This window comes from Streptomyces sp. NBC_00568 (assembly GCF_026341855.1).
In the GTDB taxonomy this organism is placed as follows: Bacteria; Actinomycetota; Actinomycetes; order Streptomycetales; family Streptomycetaceae; genus Streptomyces.
In genome coordinates, this window is the sequence record NZ_JAPENW010000001.1 from 2,256,274 (window position 1) to 2,281,572 (window position 25,299).

24 protein-coding genes are annotated in these 25,299 nt (G+C 72.0%); 4 read left to right on the plus strand and 20 right to left on the minus strand.

Annotation, left to right across the window (positions count from 1 at the left end):
- Window positions 1–35 precede the first annotated feature (35 nt).
- From OOK38_RS09595 to tsaB, 8 genes are all read right to left on the minus strand, one after another.
- Window positions 36–884: a carbohydrate ABC transporter permease gene (locus OOK38_RS09595; protein WP_266761802.1), complete on the minus strand. Its 849-nt coding sequence runs from the start codon at window positions 882–884 to the stop codon at window positions 36–38.
- Window positions 881–1,885, minus strand: coding sequence for a carbohydrate ABC transporter permease (locus tag OOK38_RS09600; RefSeq protein WP_266761800.1), 1,005 nt, complete (start codon window positions 1,883–1,885; stop codon window positions 881–883). The genes OOK38_RS09595 and OOK38_RS09600 overlap by 4 nt, the downstream gene beginning before the upstream one ends.
- A 10-nt stretch (window positions 1,886–1,895) precedes the next feature.
- Window positions 1,896–3,191 carry an extracellular solute-binding protein gene (locus tag OOK38_RS09605; protein WP_266765808.1) on the minus strand — a complete coding sequence of 432 codons (1,296 nt, stop codon included), beginning with the start codon at window positions 3,189–3,191 and terminating at the stop codon, window positions 1,896–1,898.
- A gap of 342 nt (window positions 3,192–3,533) precedes the next feature.
- The gene (locus tag OOK38_RS09610) at window positions 3,534–4,556 is read right to left on the minus strand and encodes a LacI family DNA-binding transcriptional regulator (protein WP_266848355.1); all 1,023 of its coding nucleotides are present in this window, start codon (window positions 4,554–4,556) and stop codon (window positions 3,534–3,536) included.
- Between the two features lie 189 nt (window positions 4,557–4,745).
- Window positions 4,746–4,997: a hypothetical protein gene (locus tag OOK38_RS09615; RefSeq protein WP_266761797.1), complete on the minus strand. Its 252-nt coding sequence runs from the start codon at window positions 4,995–4,997 to the stop codon at window positions 4,746–4,748.
- Window positions 4,994–6,097 (minus strand): tRNA (adenosine(37)-N6)-threonylcarbamoyltransferase complex transferase subunit TsaD, encoded by a 1,104-nt coding sequence (gene tsaD, locus OOK38_RS09620; protein WP_266761795.1) that lies wholly within the window; start codon window positions 6,095–6,097, stop codon window positions 4,994–4,996. The genes OOK38_RS09615 and tsaD overlap by 4 nt, the downstream gene beginning before the upstream one ends.
- Window positions 6,090–6,563 carry a ribosomal protein S18-alanine N-acetyltransferase gene (rimI, locus tag OOK38_RS09625; RefSeq protein WP_266765807.1) on the minus strand — a complete coding sequence of 158 codons (474 nt, stop codon included), beginning with the start codon at window positions 6,561–6,563 and terminating at the stop codon, window positions 6,090–6,092. Before rimI ends, tsaD begins: the two co-directional genes overlap by 8 nt.
- A gap of 17 nt (window positions 6,564–6,580) precedes the next feature.
- Complete coding sequence (gene tsaB, locus OOK38_RS09630; protein WP_266761793.1) at window positions 6,581–7,234, minus strand: tRNA (adenosine(37)-N6)-threonylcarbamoyltransferase complex dimerization subunit type 1 TsaB; 654 nt, start codon at window positions 7,232–7,234, stop codon at window positions 6,581–6,583.
- A gap of 110 nt (window positions 7,235–7,344) precedes the next feature.
- On the opposite strand from tsaB, the gene OOK38_RS09635 reads away from it, so the two are divergent.
- Complete coding sequence (locus OOK38_RS09635; protein ID WP_266761791.1) at window positions 7,345–7,899, plus strand: hypothetical protein; 555 nt, start codon at window positions 7,345–7,347, stop codon at window positions 7,897–7,899.
- 375 nt (window positions 7,900–8,274) lie between these two features.
- On the opposite strand, the gene tsaE is transcribed toward OOK38_RS09635, so the two are convergent.
- The 8 genes from tsaE to glmS all read right to left on the minus strand — a co-directional run bounded on the left by tsaE (window position 8,275) and on the right by glmS (window position 17,337).
- A complete protein-coding gene (gene tsaE, locus OOK38_RS09640; RefSeq protein ID WP_266761790.1) occupies window positions 8,275–8,808 on the minus strand; it encodes a tRNA (adenosine(37)-N6)-threonylcarbamoyltransferase complex ATPase subunit type 1 TsaE in 534 nt (177 codons plus the stop codon).
- Window positions 8,774–10,009 (minus strand): alpha/beta fold hydrolase, encoded by a 1,236-nt coding sequence (locus tag OOK38_RS09645; protein WP_266761788.1) that lies wholly within the window; start codon window positions 10,007–10,009, stop codon window positions 8,774–8,776. The genes tsaE and OOK38_RS09645 overlap by 35 nt, the downstream gene beginning before the upstream one ends.
- Before the next feature lie 127 nt (window positions 10,010–10,136).
- Window positions 10,137–11,309 (minus strand): alanine racemase, encoded by a 1,173-nt coding sequence (alr, locus tag OOK38_RS09650; protein WP_266761786.1) that lies wholly within the window; start codon window positions 11,307–11,309, stop codon window positions 10,137–10,139.
- A 433-nt stretch (window positions 11,310–11,742) separates the two neighbouring features.
- Window positions 11,743–12,645, minus strand: a complete 903-nt coding sequence (locus tag OOK38_RS09655) for a L,D-transpeptidase family protein (protein ID WP_266761784.1) — start codon at window positions 12,643–12,645, stop codon at window positions 11,743–11,745.
- 200 nt (window positions 12,646–12,845) lie between these two features.
- Window positions 12,846–14,276, minus strand: coding sequence for an NAD(P)H-hydrate dehydratase (locus OOK38_RS09660; RefSeq protein WP_266761782.1), 1,431 nt, complete (start codon window positions 14,274–14,276; stop codon window positions 12,846–12,848).
- A gap of 133 nt (window positions 14,277–14,409) precedes the next feature.
- Window positions 14,410–14,781: a holo-ACP synthase gene (locus OOK38_RS09665; RefSeq protein ID WP_266761781.1), complete on the minus strand. Its 372-nt coding sequence runs from the start codon at window positions 14,779–14,781 to the stop codon at window positions 14,410–14,412.
- A gap of 129 nt (window positions 14,782–14,910) precedes the next feature.
- A complete protein-coding gene (locus tag OOK38_RS09670) occupies window positions 14,911–15,420 on the minus strand; it encodes a hypothetical protein (RefSeq protein WP_266761780.1) in 510 nt (169 codons plus the stop codon).
- Between the two features lie 69 nt (window positions 15,421–15,489).
- Window positions 15,490–17,337 carry a glutamine--fructose-6-phosphate transaminase (isomerizing) gene (gene glmS / locus OOK38_RS09675; RefSeq protein WP_266761779.1) on the minus strand — a complete coding sequence of 616 codons (1,848 nt, stop codon included), beginning with the start codon at window positions 17,335–17,337 and terminating at the stop codon, window positions 15,490–15,492.
- Between the two features lie 167 nt (window positions 17,338–17,504).
- Here glmS and coaA point away from each other — a divergent pair, with 167 nt between their 5' ends.
- The gene (gene coaA, locus OOK38_RS09680; RefSeq protein ID WP_266761778.1) at window positions 17,505–18,494 is read left to right on the plus strand and encodes a type I pantothenate kinase; all 990 of its coding nucleotides are present in this window, start codon (window positions 17,505–17,507) and stop codon (window positions 18,492–18,494) included.
- Between the two features lie 91 nt (window positions 18,495–18,585).
- Window positions 18,586–19,539: a DUF389 domain-containing protein gene (locus tag OOK38_RS09685; protein WP_266848356.1), complete on the plus strand. Its 954-nt coding sequence runs from the start codon at window positions 18,586–18,588 to the stop codon at window positions 19,537–19,539.
- A 154-nt stretch (window positions 19,540–19,693) separates the two neighbouring features.
- Here the strand turns inward: OOK38_RS09685 and glmM are convergent, their stop codons facing one another.
- From glmM to rplM, 3 genes are all read right to left on the minus strand, one after another.
- The gene (gene glmM, locus OOK38_RS09690) at window positions 19,694–21,052 is read right to left on the minus strand and encodes a phosphoglucosamine mutase (RefSeq protein WP_266761774.1); all 1,359 of its coding nucleotides are present in this window, start codon (window positions 21,050–21,052) and stop codon (window positions 19,694–19,696) included.
- Between the two features lie 196 nt (window positions 21,053–21,248).
- Window positions 21,249–21,770, minus strand: a complete 522-nt coding sequence (rpsI, locus tag OOK38_RS09695; protein ID WP_261705341.1) for a 30S ribosomal protein S9 — start codon at window positions 21,768–21,770, stop codon at window positions 21,249–21,251.
- A 42-nt stretch (window positions 21,771–21,812) separates the two neighbouring features.
- Window positions 21,813–22,256: a 50S ribosomal protein L13 gene (rplM, locus tag OOK38_RS09700; RefSeq protein WP_168529673.1), complete on the minus strand. Its 444-nt coding sequence runs from the start codon at window positions 22,254–22,256 to the stop codon at window positions 21,813–21,815.
- Window positions 22,257–23,381: 1,125 nt separating this feature from the next.
- Between rplM and OOK38_RS09705 the strand changes: the two genes are divergently transcribed.
- Window positions 23,382–24,269, plus strand: coding sequence for a hypothetical protein (locus OOK38_RS09705; RefSeq protein ID WP_266761771.1), 888 nt, complete (start codon window positions 23,382–23,384; stop codon window positions 24,267–24,269).
- Between the two features lie 140 nt (window positions 24,270–24,409).
- On the opposite strand, the gene truA is transcribed toward OOK38_RS09705, so the two are convergent.
- Window positions 24,410–25,276, minus strand: a complete 867-nt coding sequence (truA, locus tag OOK38_RS09710) for a tRNA pseudouridine(38-40) synthase TruA (protein WP_266848358.1) — start codon at window positions 25,274–25,276, stop codon at window positions 24,410–24,412.
- Window positions 25,277–25,299: the final 23 nt, after the last annotated feature.

The window sequence follows — 25,299 nt, forward strand, 5'->3', positions numbered from 1 at the left end:
AACCGCGAGGACCGCGGACGGGGCCGTGCCGCGGCTCAGCCCTTCGTCGCGCCGAGCGTGATGCCGCCGATCAGCTGTCGTTCGGCGACCGCGTAGAAGGCCAGGGCGGGTGCCATGGCGAGCACCAGGTAGGCGAAGATGCGGGCCACGTCGGAGGCGTACTGGCCCTGGAACTGCTGGATGCCGACGGGGACCGTCCACCAGCTGGGTTCGCTGAAGACGAGCAGGGGCAGCAGGAAGTTGTTCCAGCTCCCGACGATGGCCAGCACGGAGACCGTGCCGAGCGCGGGGCGGGCCAGTGGCAGCAGGATGCGCCAGAAGAAGCCGAAGGCGGAGCAGCCGTCGAGGATCGCCGCCTCCTCCAGCTCTCCCGGGATCTCCCGGAAGAAGCCGCGCAGGATGACGATCGTCAGCGGCAGCCCGAACGCCGCCTGGGGCAGGATCACGCCCCAGGGGTTGTCGAGCAGCCCCACCGTGCGGAGCAGGATGAACAGCGGCAGGATCGCCACCGCGAACGGGAACATCAGCCCCATGGTGAAGACGGTGAACAGCACCTCCCGTCCCCGGAAGGCGAACCGGGCCAGCGCGTAGGCGGCGAGCGCCGACACCCCCACGGTCAGGACGGCGGTCGCCACCGCGATCAGCGTGCTGCTGCCGACCGCCCGCCAGAACGGGCCCGAGCCGAGCAGGGACGTGTAGTTCGAGGTCACCCACGGGTGCGGCAGACCGAAGGTGTTGCTGGAGAGCTGGTCGGTCGTCTTGAAACCGGAGACGAGGGCGAACAGCAGGGGCGTCACCATGACGGCGGCGACCAGCCACAGGACGACGTACACGGGGACGCTGCGCAGCCGTCGGCGGCGTACGACGTCCTTCGGCGCGCTCATCGGTTGGCTCGCATGCTGGTGATGGCTCCTTCGGTGTCGCGGCGCAGCACGAAACGCTGGTAGGCGAGGGCGAAGACGAGGCTGATCAGGAACATCGCCACGCTGATGGCGCTGGCGTAGCCCATCTGGTAGCGCTTGAAGCCGTACTGGAACATGCTGATGACCATGGTTTCGGAGTGATGGTCGGGTCCGCCCGCCGAGATCACCCACACCAGGTCGAAGAGCTGGATGGCGCCGATCACGGACAGGAACACGCTGATCCGCAGGGTCGGTGCGAGCAGCGGCAGGGTGATGTGCCGGAAGCGCTGCCAGGTGCCGGCGCCGTCGATGCGCGCCGCCTCGTGCAGTTCGGCCGGGATGCCCTGGAGGCCCGCCAGGTACAGCATCATGTGGAAGCCGAAGTACTTCCAGGTCATGACCAGGAAGAGGGTGGGCAGCACGGTGTTCTGGCCCGCGAACCAGAGCCCGCCCACGCCGTCGAGACCGATCGAGCCGAGCAGTCTGTCGGCGAGACCGTCGTCCGGCGCGAAGATCATGCCGAACAGCACGCCGGTGATGACCTCGGAGAGCACGTACGGCGCGAAGAACAGCATCCGGTAGACGGCCCGGCCGCGCAGCCGCTGGTTGAGCAGGACGGCCATGGCGAGCGCGAACGGCAGTTGCAGCACGATCGAGAAGGCGATGAGCAGGAAGCCGCGCCACAGGTCGCCGAGGAAGACCGGGTCGTCGAGCAGCCGGGTGTAGTTGGCGAACCCCACGGAGTCCGAAGGCGTCCCGAAACCACCCCAGTTGAAGAAGCTGACGTAGAAGGCGTAGCCCATCGGGACGAGGACGAGCAGCCCGAAGAGCGCGAGAGCCGGGACGGTGAAGACGAAGGCGCCCAGCCAGGCGCGCACCCGGCGCCGGACGGGCGGCGCCGCCGAGGGACCGGGGGAACCGGTCACCGGCCCGGAGGACTTGCCGATGACCGGTGGGTACGTCGAGGTCGTCGAGTGCGTCATCGGGGGGCCGTTAGCTCTTCTCGCTCTTGGCGACCTGGGTCACCGAACGCGCGACCTGCTCGGGAGACTTGGAGCCGGCGATGAGCGCGGCGACACTGTCGTTGATCTCCTGGCCGACGGCGGGCGCGTACGCCTGGTCGAGGTAGAGCTGGAAGCCGGTGGACGAGGCGAGGGCGTCCGAGACGGCGCTGAGGTTGGGGTCGGTCAGCGCGGAGCGCACGTCCTTGGACACGGGCACCAGGCCGGTCTCCTTGACGAGCTTCGCGGCGAACTCCCGCTCGGCGAAGAACTTCAGGAACTCCACCGCCGCGTCCGGAGCCCCCTTGCGCACCGCGTGTCCGCCGCCTCCGCCGAACACCTCGGTGAGCGCGCCCTTTCCGCCCTCGACGGCGGGGAAGGAGAAGAAGCCGAGGTCCTTGCCGATGCCCTTGCCCGAGTCGTTCTCGACGACGGGCGCCCACTGGCCCATCAGTTCCATGGCCGCCTTGCCGTTGCCCATGGTGGCCGCCTCGCCGTTCGGCGTGGAGTAGGCGGCGCCGAGGAAGCCCTTCTGGAAGGGTTCGAGGGCGACGAGGTCCTTGAGGTGCTGACCGGCCTTGACGAAGCCGTCGCCGGTGAAGTCGGCGTCGGTGGCGGCCTTCTGCATCGCGTCGAGGCCCGCGACCCGCATCGACAGGTACGCCCAGTAGTACATGCCGGGCCACTTCTCCTTGCCGGCCAGGGCGATGGGCGTGACGCCGGCGCTCTTCAGCGCCTTGACCGCGTCGAGATAGCCGGACCAGGTGGTGGGCGGGGTGTCGATCTTGGCCTTCTTGAAGAGCGCCTTGTTGTACCAGAAGCCGACCATGCCGATGTCGAACGGGACGGCGTACGTCTTCTCGTCGAACCGGTAGGCCGCCAGCGCGGCCGGGAGGTAGTCCTTGGTCCAGGAGGAGACCTTTCCGGTCAGGTCCTCGACCAGGCCCGCGTCGATCTGCTGTCCGAGGACCCCGCCGCCCCAGGTGTGGAAGATGTCCGGCAGCTTGCCCGAGGTGGTCAGCGCCGTCATCTTCGCCTTGTACGCCTCGTTCTCCAGCGTGACGATCTTGATCTTCACGTCGGGGTGCGCGGCCTCGAAGTCCTTGGCGCGCTGGGCCCAGATCTTCTTCGCCGGCTGTGTGGTGGTGATGTTCCACCACTCGATGGTGGTCGTGCCCGAGCTGTTCCCGCTGTCGGACGAGCCGCACGCGCTCAGGGCGGCCGCCCCCAGTCCGGTCGCGGCGGAGGCCGCCAGGAACCCACGGCGGGAAAGAGAGGTGTTGCCCAACGCTCGCATCGCACACCTTCCGGAAGAGTGCCGAAAATTATCGGTCGAGTGCGCACGGAAGTTACGGGCGCCGGACAGGTATGTCAACGCTCCTGACAAATATCGGAGTTGGGGTGGCGGGACGCGCGGCGCGCTCTGTGGGAACGGGTCCCGGCGGCATGCCTCGGGCCTGTCGCCACGCACGGGCGTCCCGCGTCAGGCACCCCGGCGTCGGGCGCCCCGGCGTCGGGCGCCCCGGCGTCGGGCGCCCCGGCGTCGGATCTCTCGCGCCGAACGCCCCCGCGTCAGACCGTCCGGTACCGGCCGCCCCGCGTCAGACCGTCCGGTACCGGCCGCCCCGCGTCAGACCGTCCGTGCCGCCGTGCTCGCTCGGACCACCAGTTCGGTGGCCAGTTCGACGCGGGGGGACGCCGGGTCCTCCCCCAGGGCCAGCCGCAGGACCGTGCGGGTCGCCAGCTTGCCCATGTCGGCGAGCGGCTGGCGCACGGTGGTGAGCGGCGGGGCCGACCAGCGCACCTCGGGCAGGTCGTCGAACCCGACGACGCTCATGTCCTCCGGCACCCGCAGCCCCCGTCGCCGCAGCGCCTCGATCGCTCCCAGCGCCATCTGGTCGCTCGCCGCGAACAGCGCGGTGGGCGGCTCGGCCAGGTCGAGCAGCGTGTTGCAGCCCTCGAAACCCGACGCGTGGTAGAAGTCCCCCGGCACGATCAGGGCGTCGTCGACACCGACGCCGGCGCCCTCCAGCGCCGCCCGGTACCCGTCCAGCCGCGCCCGCGAGCACATCAGCCGCGGCGGTCCGGCGATGAAGCCGATCCGGCGATGGCCGAGGCCGAGCAGATGCTCCGTCGCGGACATCCCGCCCGCCCAGTTGGTGGCGCCCACGGTCGGCACCTCCAGCGACGGGGAGCCGGCCGGGTCGACGACCACGAGCGGCACCCCGAGCCGCCGCAGCTCCTCGTGGAGCCGGGGTTCGAGGACCGAGGTCACCAGGATCACGCCGTCCGAGGCGCGGGCCCGCAGGTTGGTCATCCACTGGCGGGCCGACCCGGAGGCGCCGTGGATCGCGGAGACCACGGTGCCCACACCCGCCGCGTGCGCGACCTCCTCGACCCCGCGGATGATCTCCACGGCCCAGGGGCTGTCGAGGTCGTTGAAGACCAGGTCGATGAGGGCCGCGCGGTCACCGGGCGCCGACGGCTTGCGCCGGTAGCCGTGATGGCGCAGCAGGTCCTCGACCCGCGCCCGGGTCTCCGGTGACACGTCGGAGCGGCCGTTGACGACACGCGACACGGTGGGCACCGAGACCCCGGCCTCCCGGGCGATCTCCGTGATCGTCACCTTGTTCCTGATGCTCTCCCGGGCCACTGCGCCCACCTCCGTCGACGTGTCCAAGACTCCCCCACGGTTCCACACACCCGTACGAAACTTTGCAGGAGTCTTCCGGAAAACCCAGGTCGACGGGAAGCCCGGCCGGGGGCGGAGTGGCCGGAAGCCCGGAAGCCGAGCGGTCCGGGGCAGGGGCGGAACGGCGGGGCGGCCGGGCTCCGGCCGCCGTCAGCCCACCGACTCGAAGCGCCACCTGTGCACCGCCCGAGTCACCAACTCACCGTCGGGCTCGGGCAGTTCGGGAAGTTCGGCGTCGTACGCGGCGTCCCACCAGGTGATGACGAGCACCCGGTCCTGGGGCGCCCGCAGGATCTCCCGCCGCACCGGCTCCCCGGCGATCTCCTGTCCCCGCACCCAGGCGAGCAGATCCTCGCCCCGGCCCGTGACGGCCCGGGCCTCCCACATCAGCGCGACGGTCACGAGTACAGGTTCTCCTTGGCGACCTCGTGCACGTGATCGTGCGTGTGCGCGTGGCCGCGCCCCGGCACATGCGGGTCCGTCACCGGCAGCGACGAGTCCGCCGACAGATCCCAGTCGGAGGCGGCCCGGTTCCGGGCGACCATCTCGGCGCCCAGCGCGGCGACCATCGCGCCGTTGTCCGTGCACAGCTTCGGGCGCGGAACCCGGAGCCGGATACCGGCGGCCTCGCAGCGCTCCTGCGCGAGCACCCGCAGCCGCGAGTTGGCGGCCACGCCACCGCCGATCATGAGGTGGTCGACGCCCTGGTCCTTGCAGGCCCGGACGGCCTTGCGGGTGAGCACGTCCACCACGGCCTCCTGGAAGGACGCGGCCACGTCACGCACGGGCACGTCCTCCCCGGCCGCCCGCTTGGCCTCGATCCAGCGGGCCACGGAGGTCTTCAGACCGGAGAAGGAGAAGTCGTAGGCCGGATCGCGCGGCCCGGTGAGGCCGCGCGGGAACGCGATGGCCTTCGGGTCGCCCTCCTTCGCGTACCGGTCGATGACCGGGCCGCCCGGGAAGCCGAGGTTCAGCACGCGCGCGATCTTGTCGAAGGCCTCGCCCGCCGCGTCGTCGATGGTCGCGCCCATCGGCCGTACGTCGGAGGTGATGTCGGTGGACAGCAGCAGCGACGAGTGGCCGCCGGACACCAGCAGGGCCATCGTCGGCTCGGGCAGCGCGCCGTGCTCCAGCTGGTCCACGCAGATGTGGGAGGCGAGGTGGTTGACGCCGTACAGCGGCTTGCCCAGCGCGTACGCGTACGCCTTCGCCGCCGAGACCCCGACGAGCAGCGCACCGGCGAGCCCGGGCCCGGCGGTGACGGCGATGCCGTCCAGGTCCCTGGCCGTCACCCCCGCCTCCTTCAGCGCCCGGTCGATGGTCGGCACCATCGCCTCCAGGTGCGCCCGGGAGGCGACCTCGGGCACGACCCCGCCGAAGCGCGCGTGCTCGTCGACGCTCGACGCGATCGCGTCCGCGAGCAGGGTGGTGCCGCGGACGATGCCGACACCGGTCTCGTCGCAGGAGGTCTCGATGCCGAGGACGAGAGGTTCGTCAGCCATGGGTCTCTGTTCCTTGTACGGAGGCGGAGGGGTCGTGCAGGCGCATCACGAGGGCGTCCACGTTCCCCGGCTGGTAGTAACCGCGCCGGAAGCCGATGGGCTCGAAGCCGAAGCGCTCGTACAGCTTCTGCGCGCGGACGTTGTCCACGCGGCATTCGAGCATCACCTCGGCGCAGTCGAAGGCGCTCGCGGCCCGCAGCAGTTCGGTGAGCAGCCGGGCGCCGAGGCCGGTGCCCCACTGGTCCCGCCGCACCGCGATGGTCTGGACGTCGCCCAGGTCTCCCGAGGCGGCCAGCCCGGCGTATCCGACGACCCGGTCGCCGTCGCAGGCGACCAGATAGCGCCGGGTCGCCTGCGGCCCGCGGGAGTGGGCCAGCTCGGACCAGAACATGCCCCGGGACCAGGCGTCCACGGGGAAGAGTTCCTTCTCCAGCTCCAGTACGGGATCGATGTCCCACCAGCGCATCTCGCGCAGCACGGCGGTCACTTGGGGGTGACCACCTTGTAGTTCTTGGGCACCTGGGCGTCCGGGCGGCGCAGGTACAGCGGCCGGGGCGGCTCCAGTTCCTCGCCGGCGGCCAGCTTCTCCGCGGCCAGGGAGGCGAGCGCGGCGGCCGAGACGTTCTCGGGGGCGCGGGCGTCCGGGAAGGTGTCGGGGTAGAGGAGGGCGCCCGCGCCGACGGCGGGCAGCGCGGTGACCGTTCCGTCGATCTCGGCGGGACGGTCCACGGCGGGCTCCGACAGCCGGGTGCGGCGGTCGGCGTACCGCGCCCAGTAGACCTCCTTGCGCCGGGCGTCCGTGGCGACGACGAACGGCCCCTCGATGTCGGCCGCGTACGCGAGGCCGTCGAGGGTGCAGACGCCGTGCACGGGCACGCCGAGGGCGAGTCCGAAGGTGTCGGCGGTCATGAGGCCGACGCGCAGCCCCGTGTACGGGCCGGGGCCGACGCCCACGACGATGCCGGTGACGGCGTCCAGCTTGAGGCCTGCCTCGGTGAGCACCCGGTCGACGGCCGGCAGCAGCAGCTCTCCGTGCCGGCGCGCGTCCACCTGGCTCGACGAGGCGATGACGGACGTGCCGTCGTGCAGGGCGACGGTCACGGCGGGGGTGGCGGTATCCAGAGCGAGCAAGAGCACGCAAACAGCCTACGGCGCCCGAGCCTGACGCAAGGCCGCCCGGGACTCCCGTCCCTCGGCTGCTACCGTCACAGCAAGGACGTACGAAGGTCGAGAGGTGGGCACACAAGGTGGCTAGGAGCAGCTCGGGATTCGTGGCCGGGCTCACCGTGGCGGCGATCGCCGCAGTCGGCTTCCTCGCCTTCCAGGCATCCGCGAACGTTCCGGAGACCCTGGGCAAACCGAGCGCGAGCGTGTCGGCCAAGTCGTCCGCCCCCAAGGCGCCCCGGGACAAGAAGAACCCCACCGCGCTGCCGTCCTCGTCCGGCACCGGCGCGCGGGTCGTCTACTCGGTCGGCGACGACCGGGTGTGGCTGGTCGGCTCGGGCAACAAGGTGCGGCGCACCTTCAAGGTGACCCCGGGCACGGTCGACCCGGCCGCGGGCACCTACGCCGTCACGACGCGTGCGGGAGCGGTCACCGGGTCAGACGGAACGCAGATCGAGCACGTCGTACGGTTCACGCTGGTCAACGGCGTCGCGATCGGCTTCAGTGCCGCGGTGAACGGCTCCACGGAGGCCCCGGACCCAGAGAAGAAGCTCGGCGGCATCCGGGCGTCGCGCGCCGACGGCGACGCGATGTGGGCGTTCGCGACCGTGGGCGCGAAGGTCGTCGTCATCAAGTGACGGCGCCTGCCGCACCGGCGTCAGGCGGCTTTGCGGGGCCGTTCGGCGACGCCTGGCTCGGCCAGTGGTTCGCGGGGCGGCCTGGAAACCGCCTCCGCCGCGGCACAGGCCGCCAGCAGATCCCGCATGGACACCCCGGCCGTGGCGCGCGGCGCCGCCGGCACGTCACGTTCTGAAGCCGGCACTGAAGCCGACTCTGAAGCCGACATGGACGCCTCCTCGGGCTTCGGGGGCAGGCGCAGTTAGGTAGACCTAACCACGTACTGGTGTCCATGTGACCACGGCCGGGACGCCGAACGCAATATCTTGCCGACGTCCTGTCGGAACGTTGGCCGAATGTACGAGCGAATGACGCCCGCCGCTCGAAGACCCCGGTCAGGCCGCGAGCACGGTCAGATCCGCCGCGGCCCAGCGCCGCCCGAGTCCCGTGACCGTCACGTGCCGCACCTCGTCGGTGGTGTCCCCGACGGCCCGGTGGATGACGAGGTGCAGTCGGTCCTCGGTCAGCTCCTCGACCTTGCCCTCGCCCCACTCGACGACGATCACGGAGTCGGAGAGCGAGACGTCGAGGTCGAGGTCCTCCATCTCGTCGAGCCCGCCGCCCAGGCGGTACGCGTCGACGTGCACGAGGGGCGGTCCGCCGCCGAGGGAGGGGTGCACGCGGGCGATGACGAAGGTCGGCGAGGTGACCGCCCCTCGGACGCCGAGCCCCTCGCCGAGTCCACGGGTCAGCGTGGTCTTGCCCGCGCCGAGCTCGCCGTTCAGCATCACGAGGTCGCCCGCGCGCAGCAGTTCGGCGAGCCTGCGGCCCAGCTCCTGCATCTGCTCGGGGGAGGTGACGGTGATCTGCGCGCTGACCCCGTCCTGCGCGGACTCAGCCTGGTTGTGCGCTGCTGCTGGTGCTTCCATAGCTGCCCACGGTAGCCCCTGCCGGCACGGCTCCGGCGCGCACGAGGAGGTCGGCGAGGCGGTCTATGACGACCTCGGGATGCTCCAGCATGACCAGGTGTCCCGCATCGGGGACGAGCACCAGCTCCGCGTCCGGCAGCAGGTCGGCGATCGCCTCGCTGTGCTCGCTCGGCGTCACCAGGTCCTTGACCCCGGCGAGGACGAGGACCGGCATCTCGGTGAAACGGGCGAGTGCGGCGGTCTTGTCGTGCTCGGTGAACGCCGGGTAGAACTCGGCGACCACGTCGATCGGCGTGCTCTCGATCATCCGCTCGGCGAACCGCTCGACGGCCGGGTCGACGTCACGGCTCGCGAACGAGTACCGCTTGATGACCCCGGCGAACAGATCGGCCGTGGCGCGCCGCCCCCGCTCCACCAGGGCGGCCTGCTGGCCGAGGGCCTTCAGGACGCCGGGGAGCACGCGCCGTACGGCGTTGACGCCCGCGACGGGCAGCCCGAAGTTGACCTCGCCGAGCCGCCCGGACGACGTACCGACCAGGGCGACGGCGACGACCCGGTCGCGGATCAGCTCGGGGAAGTGGTCGGCGAGGGCCATCACGGTCATGCCGCCCATGGAGTGCCCGACGAGCACGATCGGGCCCTCGGGCACCGCCGCCTCGATGACGGCCAGCAGATCGCGGCCGAGCTGGTCGATGGTGACCGGCTTGCGGTCCTCCAGCTGGGCGACACCACGCCCGGACCGTCCGTGGCTGCGCTGGTCCCAGTGCACGGTGCGCACGACACCGCGCAGCGCGGCGCGCTGGAAGTGCCAGGAGTCCTGGTTGAGGCAGTAGCCGTGGCTGAAGACGACGGTGACGGGGGCGGGGGCCTTGCGGCCGAAGAGCCTGCGCCGGCGCGGGGCGAGCGAGGCCTCCGGCTCGGCCTCGTCGACCTCGTAGTACAGCTCGGTGCCGTCGTCGGCGTACGCCTTGCCCGGTGTGCCGCGCAGCGAGCCGTACGGGCCGGCCGAGTCGAGGGCGAGGCGCGCCTTCTTGCGCATGCCGCGGCCGACCGTGAGCCGCTCGATCGCGACTCCGGCCGCGGCGCCCGCCGCGACCACGCCTATCGCGGCACCGGCCACTCCGGCCTTGCGCCAGTTCCCGGCGGAGGCGGCGGCCGCCGAGGCCGCACTCACGACGGCCTCCGCGCTGCTCTCGCTCACGTCCCGCTCCTCTTCGCTCCGGCTGTGGGCTCTCGGCTGGGCGCGCTCCGGTCCGGCTCCCGCCCGCCGTGTTCCGCCCGCCGCTCTCCGCTCGCCGGGCCCCGCGCACCTGTTCGGCTAAGGGGTGTTACCCGCCTTGTTCCTCTTTCACATTCACGTAGACGCGTGGAACGCGGGTTCCGATGCGCGTGACGATTTCGTACGCGATCGTGCCCGTCGCGCGCGCCCAGTCCTCGGCGGTCGGCTCACCGCCGTCGCCGGGCCCGAACAGGACCGCCGGAGCGCCGGGCTCCGGCTCGTCACCGCCGAGGTCCACCACGAACTGGTCCATGGCGACCCGGCCCGCGACCGTACGCCACTTGCCGCCGACCAGGACGGGACCGGTGCCGGAGGCGTGCCGCGGGACGCCGTCCGCGTAGCCGACGGGGACCAGGCCGAGCGTGGTCTCGCCGGGGGTGATGTAGTGATGGCCGTAGCTCACGCCGTGGCCCGCCGGAACGTGCTTCACCAGCGCGAGCGAGGCGCTCAGCGTCATCACCGGGCGCAGTCCGAGGTCGGCCGGGGTGCCGAGCTCCGGGCTCGGCGAGATCCCGTAGACCGCGATCCCGGTCCGTACGAGGTCGAAGTGGCTCTCGGGGAGGGTCAGCGTCGCGGGCGAGTTGGCGATGTGCCGCACCTCGGGGCGGACGCCCTGCTCCTCGGCGTACGCCACCATCTCGCGGAAGAGCTCCAGCTGGGCCTGGATCGAGGGGTGACCCGGCTCGTCGGCGCAGGCGAAGTGCGACCAGAGCCCGGTGACGGTGATCAGTCCGCGCGCCTCGGCGGCCAGTGCCTCGGTGACGAGCTCCGGCCAGTCGGCGGGCTGGCAGCCGCCGCGCCCGAGACCGGTGTCGGCCTTGAGCTGCACGCGGGCGGGCGCGCCGACGGCCTCGGCGGCCGCCACGACCTCCCGCAGCGCCCACATCCCGCTGACCGACACGTCGACATCGGCCTCGATGGCCTCCGCCCAGGGGCCGCCCGGGGTCCAGAGCCAGCACATGATGCGCCCCGGCAGGCCGGCCGCCCGCAGCGCGAGCGCCTCCTCCGGGGTGGCCGTGCCGAGCCAGGTGGCGCCCGCCTCGCGCGCCGCGCGGGCGCACGGGACCGCGCCGTGGCCGTACGCGTCGGACTTGACCACGGCCATCACGGCCGCGGTCGGCGCGTGGGCACGCAGGGTCCGCACGTTGGCTCGCAGGGCGGCCAGATCGATCTCGGCGCGGGCGCGCAGGGGTGCCGTCCGCGGGTGTGCTGTCTCTGTCATCGCGCCCCAGTCTCTCAGAGGCGCACGACAGCCTTCCGGCACCGGTCCCCGGGACGGCCCCGGGGAGGGACCGAGGGCGGGCCCGGGGTGGACCCGGGGGCGGCCCGGGGGTGGCCCAGGAGCGGCCCAGGAGCGGCCCGGGGGTGGCCCGGGCACGGCCCGAAGGCAGGCCCGAGCGCGGCCCGGGCGCGGCCCGGGGTAGCCCGAGCGCGGCCCGGGGTAGCCCGAGCGCGGCCCGAGCGCGGCCCGGGGGTGGCCCGAGGGCAGGCCCAGGCACGGCCCGCGGGCAGGCCCAGGCACGGCCCGCGGGCAGGCCCGGGAGTGGCCCAGGAGCGGCCCGGGAGTGGCCCAGGAGCGGCCCAGGAGCGGCCCGAACGCAGGCCCGGCGTTGCCCGGGGCAGGCCCGGGGGCAGCCCAGGGGCGGTTCCGCTGCCTAGCTGCCGGACCTTCGGCCCCATACGTAGACGCGGTCGCCCTTCCTGAGCACGCTCCAGAGCGCGCGGGCGTCGGCGAGCCGCAGGTTCACGCAGCCCATCGAACCGCCGGTCGTGCGGATGCTGCCGCGGATGGCGTGGAAGGCCTGCCCCCGACTGAAGAACTGGGCGTACGGCATGGGGGTGTTGTACAGCGTCGACCAGTGGTTCCGGTGCTTCCAGTAGATCGTGAACCAGCCGGTCCTGGTGCGGTGCCCGGCCCCGCCGCTGCGCATCGGCACCGGCCCGTACAGGATCCTGCCGCGTTGCTGCACCCAGGTGAGCCGACGGGTGAGGTCGACGCAGGCGACCCGGTAGGAGCGGGCCGGGCAGCCGCGGCCGGCGTCCGGGTCGCTCCGGGCGGACAGCAGCCGCATGCGGGCCCAGGTCAGCGGTCCGGCGAACCCACTGGCCGGCCGGATGCCCTGCTTCACCTGGAAGGCGCGGATGGCCCGGCAGTCGGCCGCCGACTGCTTCCCGTCCACCGTCAGCCTCAGCCATCGCTCGACCTGCCGCTGGTGCGGACCGGTCCGGCCGACGCAGGCCACCGCCGGGCCGGCGGCCCCGTCGCCGAACGGCACGTACGAGTTCGGCGTGCCGTCGCCCGCGGAAGTGGAGGTACCCAGCGGTTCCCGCGCTTCCTCCCCCGCACCGGGCGTGTCCACGGCCGGGGACACCGGGTCCAGAATCTCGCCCCGCCACGGCGGATACGGCCCCTTCACCGCTCGGAGCACCGACTCGCCGACGGGCCCGGAGGCGGGCGCAGGCGGCGTGGGGACGGCGGCCGCCGTCCCCACGGGCACGGCCGCCACCACCGCCAGCAGCACCGCGATCCCCCGGCACACCCTTCGTCTGATCATCATGCGATCAGCCATACGCAACGGCGCGGCACCCCCGGGTGAGCCGCGCGGAAGGGGTCCCCCGATCTGGGCAACGCGTCCAGGCGCCGTCAGGTAGGGCGCCGGTCCCAGGGCCGGTAGAGCCGGTCCCGGGACCAGAGGCGTGAACGACGGGCGGCAGGGCCGGTTCCAGGACCAGGGGCGGGAAAGAGGGCGGCTCGGTGTCAGTCGCGTACGTCGCGCCATGCCTCCGGGATCGCGGCGGCCACGTCATGGGCCCCGGCGGGCGCGCCGTCCGCCGCGAAGCGCCCCGCGAGCCCGTGGAGATACGCGGCGACGCTCCCCGCGTCGATCGCGCGGAGCCCCGCCGCCAGCAGCGACCCCGCCAGCCCCGACAACACGTCCCCGCTCCCCGCGGTGGCCAGCCACGCCGTCCCCGTGGCGTTCACCCGCACCGCCCCGCCCGTGGGGTCGGCGACCAGTGTCGTCGCCCCCTTGAGCAGGACGGTCGCCCCGTACAGCCCCGCGAGTTCCCGCGCGGAAGCGAGCCGGGCCGTCTCCACCGCCTCCCGCGGGACCCCGAGCAGCGCGGCGGCCTCCCCGGCGTGCGGGGTCATCAGCGTCGGCGCGGTGCGGGCCCGCACCGTCTCCCGCCCGGCGAGCCGCAACCCGTCCGCGTCGACCAGCACCGGCACGTCCGCGTCCAGCACCTCCGCGACGGCCGAGGCGTCGTCCCCGGCCCCGGGGCCCACCACCCAGGCCTGCACCCGGCCCGCCTTCGACGGCCCCTTGTCGGACACCAGCGTCTCGGGAAAGCGCGCGATGACGGCGTCCGCGGCGGGCCCGACGTACCGCACGGCCCCGGCCCCGCCGCGCAGCGCCCCGGACACGGCGAGCACCGCGGCTCCGGGGTAGCGGGCGGACCCGGCGGCGATCCCGACGACACCGCGCCGGTACTTGTCGCTCTCCGCCCCCGGCAGGGGCAGCAGGGCCGCGACATCGGCGTGCTGGAGGGCCTCCAGATCGGCCGGCTCCGGCAGGTCGAGCCCGATGTCGACGAGGCGTACGGAACCGGCGTACCCCCGCGCCGGATCGATGAGCAGTCCCGGCTTGTGGGTGCCGAAGGTGACGGTCAGATCGGCGCGGACCGCGGCGCCGAGCACCTCTCCGGTGTCCGCCTCGACACCGCTCGGCAGATCGACGGCGACGACGGCGGCACGGGACGCGTGCGCGAGTTCGGCGAGCCGTGCGGCGTCCGGCCGCAGGCCGCCCTTGCCGCCGATCCCGACGATGCCGTCGACGACGAGATCGGCCCGCCGCACGAGCGGTTCGGCGGCGTCGGGCGAGGCCGAGGTGCCGCCGGCGCGGAGCAGCGCCGCCAGTCCCCCCGGGTGCGTCCGTCCGGGGGCGAGCAGCACCGCGGTGACGCCGGCGCCGCGCCGGGCGAGGCGCGCCCCCGCGTACAGGGCGTCGCCCCCGTTGTCCCCGCTGCCCACCAGCAGCACCACCCGGCGGCCGTACACCCGGCCGAGCAGGTCCGCGCAGGCGGCGGCCAGCCCGGCGGCCGCCCGCTGCATCAACGCCCCCTCGGGAAGCCGTGCCATCAGCTCCCGCTCGGCGGCCCTTACGGTCTCCACGCTGTACGCAGTACGCATGGAGCCGAGTCTCCCGCACCGGCGCACACGGTGCTCGCCCCGTCCAGGGCGGCTGCTCAGGCAGCCGTTCAGCCCCGGCCGGGGCCGGCCCTCCCGGCCGCCGTACCCGCTCAGGCGGAAGCAGACCCTCCCGCTAGCCCTCCGCCACCACCACCGCCGAGGCCACCCCGGCGTCATGACTGAGCGACACATGCCAGGACCGCACGCCCAGTTCGGCCGCCCGGGCCGCCACCGTGCCCTTCACGCGCAGGCGCGGCTGGCCGCTGTCCTCGACGAAGACCTCGGCGTCCGTCCAGTACAGCCCCGCCGGGGCGCCCAGCGCCTTGGCGAGCGCCTCCTTCGCCGCGAACCGCGCCGCGAGCGAGGCGATGCCCCGCCGCTCACCGCTGGGCAGCAGCAACTCACGCTCCACGAAAAGGCGTTCGGCCAGCCCCGGCGTCCGCTCCAGCGACGCCCGGAACCGATCGATCTCGGCCACGTCGATACCGACCCCGATGATGCTCATGTCCGCACCCTACGGCGGTCCGGACACCCGACGTGCCCAGGTGGCGGCCGACGCACACCGTGCGCGCCCGCCCCGATCGCCCGGCGCGCCGACGGCGATTCACCCGGCCGGACGGCGCCGACGGCCCCTTCAGAGAACAGCCCGCAGATCGACCACCGACCGGTCCTCCGTCAGGTGGGCGCGGGAGCGGCCCTCGGCGAACAGGTCCCGCAGATACATTCCGGGGAAGTCCAGGACATCGCGCCGGCCGGCCAGCGCGATCCGGACCCGTAGGCGGCTGTCCCCGTCGAGGACCAGCACGTCGCACCAGTCCGGCTCCGGAGCCTCCAGGCCGATCAGGGTGATGTCGTCCTCGGCCATCCGGTCGACCCAGGCGGCCAGATCCTCCAGCAGCCACGCCATGTTCATCCAGGACGGCGCGTCGGCGGCGGGCTGCCAGTCGTACGTACGGCGCGCCTCGCGTCCGGTGCCGGGCGGCTCGCCCTCGGCGTACACGGGCGGCTCCGACGGGCCGCCGATCTCGGTGCATTCGATGGAGCGGGACCGGAGCGTGAGCGCGGTGACGCGGAAACGGTCGCACCCGAGGTCGAAGGCGACTTCCGACGCGTGGGTGAGAAATTCACTGTCCGGATCGGCCATGGATCCCCCTTCCTTCCCGGAGATGGAGAGCCGCCCCGCCGGCCGCGCGGCCGGCGGGGCGGCCCGATCTCACTCCACTGTCACCGATTTCGCCAGGTTCCGAGGCTGGTCCACCTCGTTCCCCCGAGCGGTGGCCAGCTCGCAGGCGAAGACCTGCAGCGGGACCGTCGCCACCAGCGGCTGCAACAGCGTCGGCGTGGCCGGGATGCGGATCAGGTGGTCGGCGTACGGGACGACCGCCTCGTCGCCCTCCTCCGCGATCACGATCGTGCGGGCGCCCCGGGCCCTGATCTCCTGGATGTTGGAGACGATCTTGTCGTAGAGGACGGACCGGCCCCGGGGCGACGGCACGATCACCACCACCGGCAGATCCTCCTCGATCAGCGCGATCGGGCCGTGCTTCAGCTCACCCGCCGCGAAGCCCTCGGCGTGCATGTACGCCAGCTCCTTGAGCTTCAACGCGCCTTCGAGGGCGACCGGATAGCCCACGTGGCGGCCGAGGAACAGCACCGTGTCCTTGTCGGCGAGGGAGCGCGCGAGCTCCCGTACGGGCTCCATCGTCTCCAGGACCCGCTCGACCTCGCGGGAGATGCGCGACAGCTCCCGGATCACGGCCTGGATCTCGTCACCCCACTTGGTGCCGCGTACCTGGCCCAGGTACAGCGCCACCAGGTAGCAGGCCACGAGCTGGGTCAGGAAGGCCTTGGTGGAGGCGACGGCGACCTCGGGGCCCGCGTGCGTGTACAGCACCGCGTCGGACTCGCGCGGGATCGTCGAGCCGTTGGTGTTGCAGATCGCGAGCACCTTGGCGCCCTGCTCACGGGCGTGCCGCAGTGCCATCAGCGTGTCCATGGTCTCGCCGGACTGCGAGATCGCGATGACGAGCGTACGTCGGTCCAGGATCGGGTCCCGGTAACGGAACTCGCTGGCCAGCTCCACCTCGCACGGGACGCGCGTCCAGTGCTCGATGGCGTACTTGGCGATCAGTCCGGCGTGGAAGGCGGTCCCGCAGGCGATGATGACGACCTTGTCGATCTCGCGCAGCACCTGGACCGGGATGCGCACCTCGTCGAGCGTCAGCGAACCGGCCGCGTCGATCCGTCCCAGCAGGGTGTCGGCGACCGCCTTGGGCTGCTCGGCGATCTCCTTGAGCATGAAGTAGTCGTAGCCGCCCTTCTCCGCCGCCGACGCGTCCCAGTCGACGTGGTACGAGCGGACCTCGGCGGGGCTGCCGTCGAAGCCGGTGACGGTCACACCGTCCCGGCGCAGCTCGACCACCTGGTCCTGCCCCAGTTCGATCGCCGACCGGGTGTGGGCGATGAACGCCGCGACGTCCGAGGCGAGGAAGGCCTCGCCCTCCCCGACACCGACCACCAGCGGTGAGTTCCGGCGCGCCCCCACGACCACGTCCGGATCGTCGGCGTCCACCGCGACCAGCGTGAACGCGCCCTCCAGACGACGGCACACCAGCCGCATCGCCTCCGCCAGGTCCGCGCACGAGGAGAACTCCTCGGCGAGCAGATGGGCGACCACCTCGGTGTCCGTCTCGGAGGCCAGGTCGTGGCCCCGCTCGGCCAGCTCGGCGCGGAGCAGCGCGAAGTTCTCGATGATGCCGTTGTGGACGACGGCGACCCGGCCCGCGTTGTCGAGGTGCGGATGCGCGTTGGCGTCCGTGGGTCCCCCGTGGGTGGCCCAGCGGGTGTGCCCGATCCCCGTCGTTCCGGCCGGCAGCGGCCGGCCGGCGAGCTCCTTCTCCAGGTTGACCAGTTTCCCGGCCCTCTTCGCGACGGCGAGGCCCCCGTCCGCCAGGACGGCGACACCCGCCGAGTCGTATCCCCGGTACTCGAGCCTCTTCAGTCCGGCCATCACCACGTCGAGCGCCGACTGCGACCCCACATAACCCACGATTCCGCACATGGCGGCAGCGTACGGTCCTCCGCCCGTCCGAATCAGGCTCACCGTGCCCGATATCGGAAATTCTGGCGCCCTTGGAGACGGTCGCCGGGCTCCCGGGACCCGTCCGGGATCACCCGGCGTGACGGACCCCACCCTCCATCCCGTCCATACTCCCGTAACAATGGACTGTGATCTCTCCGGTCTCCTCGTTGCCGCGGAGCGCCCACCGGTCCAAGCCGGAGGCGACTCCCTACGTCGACCTCACCCGTGCCGAGTGGAGCGCGCTGCGCGAAAAGACGCCGCTCCCGCTCAACGCCGAGGAGGTCGAGAAGCTGCGCGGTCTGGGCGATGTCATCGACCTCGACGAGGTGCGGGACATCTATCTGCCGCTGTCCAGGCTGCTGAATCTCTACGTCGGCGCCACCGACGGACTCCGAGGCGCTCTGAACACCTTCCTCGGTGAGAAGGGCTCGCAGTCCGGCACCCCCTTCGTCATAGGCGTCGCCGGTTCCGTGGCCGTCGGCAAGTCCACGGTCGCCCGGCTGCTCCAGGCGCTGCTCTCCCGCTGGCCCGAGCACCCCCGGGTCGAGCTGGTCACCACGGACGGCTTCCTGCTCCCCACCAAGGAGCTCGAGGCGCGCGGGCTGATGTCCCGCAAGGGCTTCCCCGAGTCGTACGACCGCCGGGCCCTGACCCGGTTCGTGGCCGACATCAAGGCGGGCAAGGGCGAGGTGACGGCCCCCGTCTACTCGCACCTGATCTACGACATCGTGCCCGGCGACCGGCTCACGGTCCGCCGCCCCGACATCCTCATCGTCGAGGGCCTGAACGTGCTGCAGCCGGCCCTGCCGGGCAAGGACGGCCGCACCCGCGTCGGCCTCGCGGACTACTTCGACTTCAGCGTGTACGTCGACGCCCGCCCCGAGGACATCGAGCGCTGGTACCTGAACCGCTTCCGCAAGCTCCGCGCGACCGCCTTCCAGAAGCCCGACTCGTACTTCCGCAAGTACACCCAGGTCTCGGAGGAGGAAGCCCTCGACTACGCCCGCACGACCTGGCGCACGATCAACAAGCCCAACCTGCTGGAGAACGTGGCCCCCACCCGGGGCCGGGCGACCCTCGTCGTGCGCAAGGGCCCGGACCACAAGGTGCAGCGCCTGAGCCTGCGCAAGCTGTAGCCCCCACCGGCGTCGTCCGTGACGGTCCCTCACGGCCGCCCGGCCGGAACCGCCGTACGGCCGCCCCGTACGTACGACTACTCTGCGCCCCATGCTGCACCTGCGACTGATCACTCCCGCCGACCGGACCGACGACGTGGTACGCCTGATCGAGAAGACGGTCGGCACCACGCACCTCGTCGTGATCCCGGGTGCCGCCCGCAATCCGGCGGGCGATGTCGTGATGTGCGACGTCGCGCGCGAGGCGGGTGACGAACTCATCGGCGCGCTCCGGGAGTCGGGGCTCGACCGGACCGGTTCGATCGCCGTCGAGACCATCGACCTGTCGCTGTCGAAGCGGGCCGACGAGGCGGAGGAGGAGGCACCGGGCGAGGGCGCGGACGCGGTGCTGTGGGAGCAGTTGAGGGACGCGACGCACGAGGAGTCGACGCTCAACGTCACCTATCTCGCGTTCCTCACCGTGGCCACGATGCTGGCGGCCTGCGGTGTGATGCTCGACAACGCGATCCTGATCGTCGGCGCGATGGCCGTGGGCCCGGAGTTCGGGCCGCTGGCGGGCATCTGCACCGCGCTGGTGCAGCGCGCCCCGCAGCTGGTGTGGCGGTCGCTGTGGGCGCTGCTCGCGGGTTTCGCGGTGGCGATGGTCATGACCGCGGGCTTCAGCTGGCTGATGGACGTCTTCGGGCTGTTCTCGAAGTCCATGGTGGAGGCGGACCGGCCGAACACCGCGTTCATCTGGCAGCCGGACTGGATGTCGTTCGTGGTGGCGTTCCTCGCCGGGATCGCCGGGACGCTGTCCCTCACGTCCGCCAAGTCGGGTGCCCTGATCGGCGTCGCGATCTCGGTGACGACGGTCCCGGCCGCCGCGAACGCCGCCGTGGCCCTCAGCTACACGGACTACTCCCAGACCTGGGGATCCACCAAGCAGCTGCTGTTCAACCTGCTCGGCATCGTGGTCGCCGGCACGCTCACGCTGCTCGCCCAGAAGTGGTTCTGGGCGATGCAGCGCAAGCGGCAGGTCGCCCGCCCGGACACCGCCGGCTAGCAAGGCCGCCCGGCGGGACGCCGCCCGTGGCGAAGCCGTCCGGCGGGTGCTTCCGCCGGGTGACAGGCCGCCCGGCGGAAGCACCCGCCGCACAACAGCCGTGAGGCCCGGCACCCCTGGGGGTGCCGGGCCTCACGGATTCAGGCAGCGGGAACTAGCCCAGCGCCGACTTCACGGCGTCGGCCAGACGTGCGGCCACCGACCGGGCGTGGTCGATGTCGGCGGCCTCGACCATCACGCGGACGAGCGGCTCGGTGCCGGAGGGGCGCAGCAGCACCCGTCCGGTGGTGCCGAGTTCACGCTCGGCGTCGGCCACCGCGGTGGCCAGTTCGGCGGAGGTCTTCACTCGCGACCGGTCGACGTCGGGCACGTTGATGAGGACCTGCGGCAGCCGCTCCATGACCGAGGCGAGGTCCCGGAGCGTACGGCCGCTCTGGGCGACCCGGGCGGCGAGCAGCAGGCCGGTCAGCGTGCCGTCGCCGGTGGTGGCGTGGTCGAGGATGATGACGTGCCCGGACTGCTCGCCGCCGAGGGCGTAGCCGTGCCGCTTCATCTCCTCCAGGACGTAGCGGTCGCCGACCGCCGTCTGGACGAGGGCGAGGCCCTCGCGCTCCATGGCGAGCTTGAAGCCCAGGTTGGACATGACCGTCGCGACAACGGTGCCGGAGCGCAGTGCGGAACGCTCTCGCATCGCCAGCGCGAGGACGGCCAGGATCTGGTCGCCGTCGATCTCGTCGCCCGTGTGGTCCACCGCGAGGCAGCGGTCGGCGTCGCCGTCGTGCGCGATGCCGAGGTCGGCGCCGTGCTCGACGACGGCGGCCTTCAGGAGCTCCAGGTGGGTGGAGCCGCAGCCGTCGTTGATGTTGAGCCCGTCGGGCGCCGCGCCGATCGTGATGATCTCGGCGCCGGCCCGCGTGAAGGCCTCGGGCGAGACACGGGCGGCCGCGCCGTGCGCCTCGTCGAGGACGACCTTCAGACCGTCGAGTCGGTTCGGGAGGACACCGATGAGGTGGGCGACGTACTGGTCGAAGCCCTGGTCGTAGGAGTTCACCCGGCCGACGCCGGCGCCGGTCGGACGTTCCCAGGGAGCGCCGGTGCGGTGCTCCTCGTAGACGCCCTCGATCCGGTCCTCCAGCTCGTCGGCGAGCTTGTGCCCGCCGCGGGCGAAGAACTTGATGCCGTTGTCCGGCATGGCGTTGTGGCTGGCCGAGAGCATCACACCGAGGTCGGCGCCCAGCACTCCGGTGAGGTGGGCCACCGCCGGGGTGGGCAGCACACCGACGCGCAGGACGTCCACGCCGGCACTGGCGAGGCCGGCGACCACGGCGGCCTCCAGGAACTCCCCGGACGCGCGCGGATCCCGCCCGACCACGGCCACGGGCCGGTGGCCTGCGAACGTGCCCGCCTCGGCGAGTACGTGTGCCGCTGCCACGGAGAGCCCGAGCGCAAGCTCGGCCGTCAGATCCGCGTTGGCGACACCGCGCACGCCGTCCGTGCCGAAGAGTCGTCCCACTTGTCCTCCTGAGAAAGCTTCAGAGTACGGAAGTCCCCCGAAGAATACGGAGGTCATCCGATCACATGAGCCTTTGAGCACCTTGTGCCGTTATACGCCCAACCACTGTGATAAACGAACGCCCCGGCGGCACTGTGGCGTGCCGCCGGGGCGTTCGGAGCTACGCGTACTGACGCGCAGAAGCAAGCAGCGAAGATTAACGCTTGCTGTACTGCGGGGCCTTACGGGCCTTCTTGAGACCGGCCTTCTTGCGCTCGACCGCACGGTCGTCGCGCTTGAGGAAGCCGGCCTTCTTGAGGGCGCCGCGGTTGTTGTCCACGTCGGCCTCGTTCAGCGCACGGGCGACGCCGAGGCGCAGGGCACCGGCCTGACCCGAGACACCGCCACCCGAGATGCGGGCGACGACGTCGTAGCGGTTGTCGAGCTCGAGCACCTTGAAGGGCTCGTTGACTTCCTGCTGGTGCACCTTGTTGGGGAAGTAGTCCTCAAGGGTGCGACCGTTGATCTTCCACTTTCCGGTGCCCGGGACGATCCGGACGCGGGCGATGGCGTTCTTGCGACGGCCCAGGCCGGCGGCCGGCTGCGGGTCGCCGAAGCGGCCTTCGAGCGACTCCGAGGTGTACTCGCCCTCGACGGGCACCTCGGACTCGGTGGTGTAGCTCTCGATGTCGACGAGCTCAGTCTCTTCGACCGGCTGCTCAACGGTGGTCTCGGCCACGATTCTCCTCAGATTTCTTTATGTCTTAGGGGGTGGCCGGAACTACTGCGCGACCTGGGTGATCTCGAACGGGACCGGCTGCTGCGCAGCGTGCGGGTGGTTCTCGCCCGCGTAGACCTTCAGCTTCGAGAGCACCTGACGGCCCAGGGTGTTCTTGGGAACCATGCCCTTGATGGCCTTCTCGACGGCCTTCTCGGGGTTCTTCGCCAGCAGCTCGTCGTAACGGACGGAGCGCAGACCACCCGGGTAACCGGAGTGGCGGTACGCCAGCTTCTGGGTCTTCTTGTTGCCGGAGAGGTGCACCTTGTCGGCGTTGATGATGATGACGAAGTCACCAGCGTCGACGTGGGGCGCGTAGATCGGCTTGTGCTTGCCGCGCAGAATGTTCGCAGCAGTGGTCGCCAGACGGCCCAGGACGACATCCTGGGCGTCGATGACGTACCACTGGCGAGTGATGTCGCCGGGCTTGGGGCTGTACGTACGCACGGTCGTAGCCTTCGCTTCTTCAGTGAGTGGGTCCTGACATGGCCACCACGGACGATCACGACAGCCCTGACCGCACTGCGGTGACGCATACCGCGTGCTGGTCGCTGGTCATCAGCCCCGGTGGACCGGTGTAAGGGCCCCTCACGTGAGAATGAGCAAGCCAATACACATAACGAACTGCAAGCTTACCCGCGGTGGCCCGGAAGGGTCAAAACGCGAGTGCTCACACCCTCGTCGCCCGTCGTCCCTGTCGCGGAGCGACAAGTGGTCGGGGCCGCCGAGCGGCAGATGACGGAGGTGCCGAAGCGCCACCGATGCAGTCAATACAGACAGGGTAAGGCAGTCCCGGAGGGAACGTCGGCTGCCCGGCTCCGGCCGGCTCCGGCCGGAGCCGGCCGGAGCCGCGGCACCAGAGCCGGCCGGAACCAGGGCTCGCCGGGCCGCGGCACCGGGGTACGGCAGCCCCGCGAGCGGCAGCGGCACCACGACCGGCAGACAGTGGCCGCGGCGTCCGTGTGACGAACCCCGCAGGATCCGGTATCAGCGGCGCCGCCCCGCCGGACGCCACGGCCGGCACCAGGACCACCGCGGCCGGCCCCCGCCGCCGGCGCGCGAGGACGAAGAGCCGCGCGAGGACGAAGAGCAGCACCACCGGCGCGAGCGACGGCTTGAGAGCGAGGGCAGCGCCGACGACCACGCCCGCCACCGGCAGGACGGTCGCCGTCGGCGGGACGAGCACCCGCGGCGCGTATGACGGGAGCACCGCCCGCGGCACCGCGGCGAGCACCGCGGCGAGCACCGCGCTCGGCGGACAGAGGATGCGCCGGCCGGTACAGGGGCAAGCCGCCGTGTGCCGGTCGGTACAAGGCGAGCCGCCGTCCGGCCAGGTGCGCGCGGCCCGGACGACGATCGCGTTGTCCGTCCCACCGTCCGAGGTGCCGCGCGCGGCCCCCACGACGTGCGCGCACAGCTCCGCGCACGACACCTCCCCCGCGCGTCAGGAGGCCCGACGTACCAACCACCCGGAGATGTCACTTTTGCCCGTGCACATTCAGATCACGCTAGGGGCTCAAGTGACCGGCGGAGCGGAACGGCACCCCCCAACGCCCGTCTAAGATGCGGCGCATGAGTTATGGGCAGGGTGGGCAGGGGCAGCCCCCGTGGGACCCCTGGAAGCCGGGTTCTCAGCAGGAGCCCCAGTGGGGCAATCAGCGATCCAGCGGGAATCCCGACTGGGCCGCACTGGCGGAGGCTTCCGAAACGCGCAACAAGCGCCGCAAGGTGCTGTTCATCGTGGGCGGGGCGCTGGCCACCGTCGCAGTCGGCGCGGCCGTCGCCATGGCCGTCGTCAACGCGAACGGGAACAACCAGGCCTCGAACCAGCCGTCCAATCTGCCCGCCACCGCGGACATCCCGAGCTCCACGGCGCCGGCACCGTCCTTCGAGCCGACCTCGGCTCCGCCGCCGCTGGATCCGAAGCAGTTCATAGCCAGCGCGCAGAAGGACACGGCACCGCTGAGTCCGGACATCCTCTTCCCCGGTACGCAGCTCACCATGGGCGACCGCGTCTACCGCAAGGGGCCGACGGCCGACACGAAGAACTGCGCCTCGGCCGCGAAGGGCTCCCTCCCGGCGGTCCTCAAGAAGGACGGCTGCACCCGCTTCCTGCGGGTCACCTACTCCAAGGACGGCGTGGCGGTGACGGTCGGCGTCGCGGTGTTCGACACCGAGGCCAAGGCGTCCAAGGCCAAGGCCGACGCGGACAAGAAGAGCATCATCGCGTCACTCGCCGGCAATGGCGTCAAGTCGTTCTGCGACTCGGCCGTGTGCCGTTCGACGACCAACTCCTACGGCCGTTACGCCTACTTCACCCTCGCCGGCTTCACCGGCGGCAAGGACGTGACGACGAAGGACACCCAGGTGTTCACGACCGGCGACGACCTCGCCGAGTTCGCCTTCCGTCAGATCCGCCGCCGGGGCGAGGCCCAGGCGTCGGCCGCGGCCAACCAGTAGCGGCACCGGGCGGCGGCCCGGAACACCGGCCGCCGCCCCGCACCGCCCGCGCCCCGGGCACGCACAACGTCGAGCGCCTCCCGGCAAGCCGCTGTCTCAGCACGGCAGCCGAAGCACCGTCCCGGCCGCAGGCACCGTCGCTAGCAGGTCTCGCATCCGGCCGCACCCGGCAACGACCGCCGGTTCCGCGCCTCCTTGTTCCGCGCGGCAAGCAACTCGTCCGCGGGGTAACCGACTTCCTCGAGCGTCAGGCCGTGCGGCCGTACGACATGGACGGCCGAATCCCGGACGCCGGCGGCGAGCACCTTGCCCGGCCAGTCGGGCCCGCGGTGCCCGTCCCCCACGAACAGCAGGGCCCCGATCAGCGACCGCACCATGTTGTGGCAGAAGGCGTCGGCCCGCACGGTGGCGGTGATGACGCCGTCCTCCCCCCGCACCAGGCTCAGTTGCTGGAGCGTGCGGATGGTCGTCGCGCCCTCGCGCCTCTTGCAGTAGGCGGCGAAGTCGTGCTCCCCCAGCAGCCGTTCGGCCGCCTGGTTCATGGCGTCGACGTCCAACGGCCAGTCGTGCCACAGGACATGACTGCGCAGCAGCGGGTCCACGCCGCCCGGTTCGTCGGTGACGCGATAGGCGTAGCGCCGCCAGATCGCCGAGAACCGCGCGTTGAACCCGGCCGGCGCCTCGGTGAGCGACCACACCCGCACGTCCTTCGCGAGCCGCCCGGCGAGCCGCTTCAGCAGCTTCTCCCGATGCTCGGCCCACAGCTCCTCGGGGAGGTCGACGTGGGCCACCTGCCCGCGCGCGTGCACCCCGGCGTCGGTCCGCCCGGCCACGGTCAGCTCGTACGTGGTGTCCTTCGTCCGCGTCACCGTCCGCAGCGCGTCCTCGATCTCGCCCTGCACGGTCCTGCGTCCCCCGGCCTGCTTGGCCCACCCGGAGAACTCGCTCCCGTCGTACGACAGATCCAACCGCACCCGTACGAACCCGGGCTCCGCTTCGTCACTCACACCTAGATCCTCTCAGCACCGGG

Coding starts and splice junctions, on each gene's coding strand:
- tsaE (WP_266761790.1), bottom strand. CDS start 8,808: ATGGAAGCACCAGCAGCAGCGCACAACCAGGCTGAGTCCGCGCAGGAC.
- OOK38_RS09595 (WP_266761802.1), bottom strand. CDS start 884: ATGAGCGCGCCGAAGGACGTCGTACGCCGCCGACGGCTGCGCAGCGTC.
- rimI (WP_266765807.1), bottom strand. CDS start 6,563: ATGCGCTGGTGGGACATCGATCCCGTACTGGAGCTGGAGAAGGAACTC.
- OOK38_RS09600 (WP_266761800.1), bottom strand. CDS start 1,885: ATGACGCACTCGACGACCTCGACGTACCCACCGGTCATCGGCAAGTCC.
- glmS (WP_266761779.1), bottom strand. CDS start 17,337: ATGTGCGGAATCGTGGGTTATGTGGGGTCGCAGTCGGCGCTCGACGTG.
- OOK38_RS09685 (WP_266848356.1), top strand. CDS start 18,586: ATGCTGCACCTGCGACTGATCACTCCCGCCGACCGGACCGACGACGTG.
- OOK38_RS09655 (WP_266761784.1), bottom strand. CDS start 12,645: ATGATGATCAGACGAAGGGTGTGCCGGGGGATCGCGGTGCTGCTGGCG.
- OOK38_RS09660 (WP_266761782.1), bottom strand. CDS start 14,276: ATGCGTACTGCGTACAGCGTGGAGACCGTAAGGGCCGCCGAGCGGGAG.
- alr (WP_266761786.1), bottom strand. CDS start 11,309: ATGACAGAGACAGCACACCCGCGGACGGCACCCCTGCGCGCCCGCGCC.
- tsaD (WP_266761795.1), bottom strand. CDS start 6,097: ATGGCTGACGAACCTCTCGTCCTCGGCATCGAGACCTCCTGCGACGAG.
- OOK38_RS09705 (WP_266761771.1), top strand. CDS start 23,382: ATGAGTTATGGGCAGGGTGGGCAGGGGCAGCCCCCGTGGGACCCCTGG.
- OOK38_RS09670 (WP_266761780.1), bottom strand. CDS start 15,420: ATGGCCGATCCGGACAGTGAATTTCTCACCCACGCGTCGGAAGTCGCC.
- OOK38_RS09665 (WP_266761781.1), bottom strand. CDS start 14,781: ATGAGCATCATCGGGGTCGGTATCGACGTGGCCGAGATCGATCGGTTC.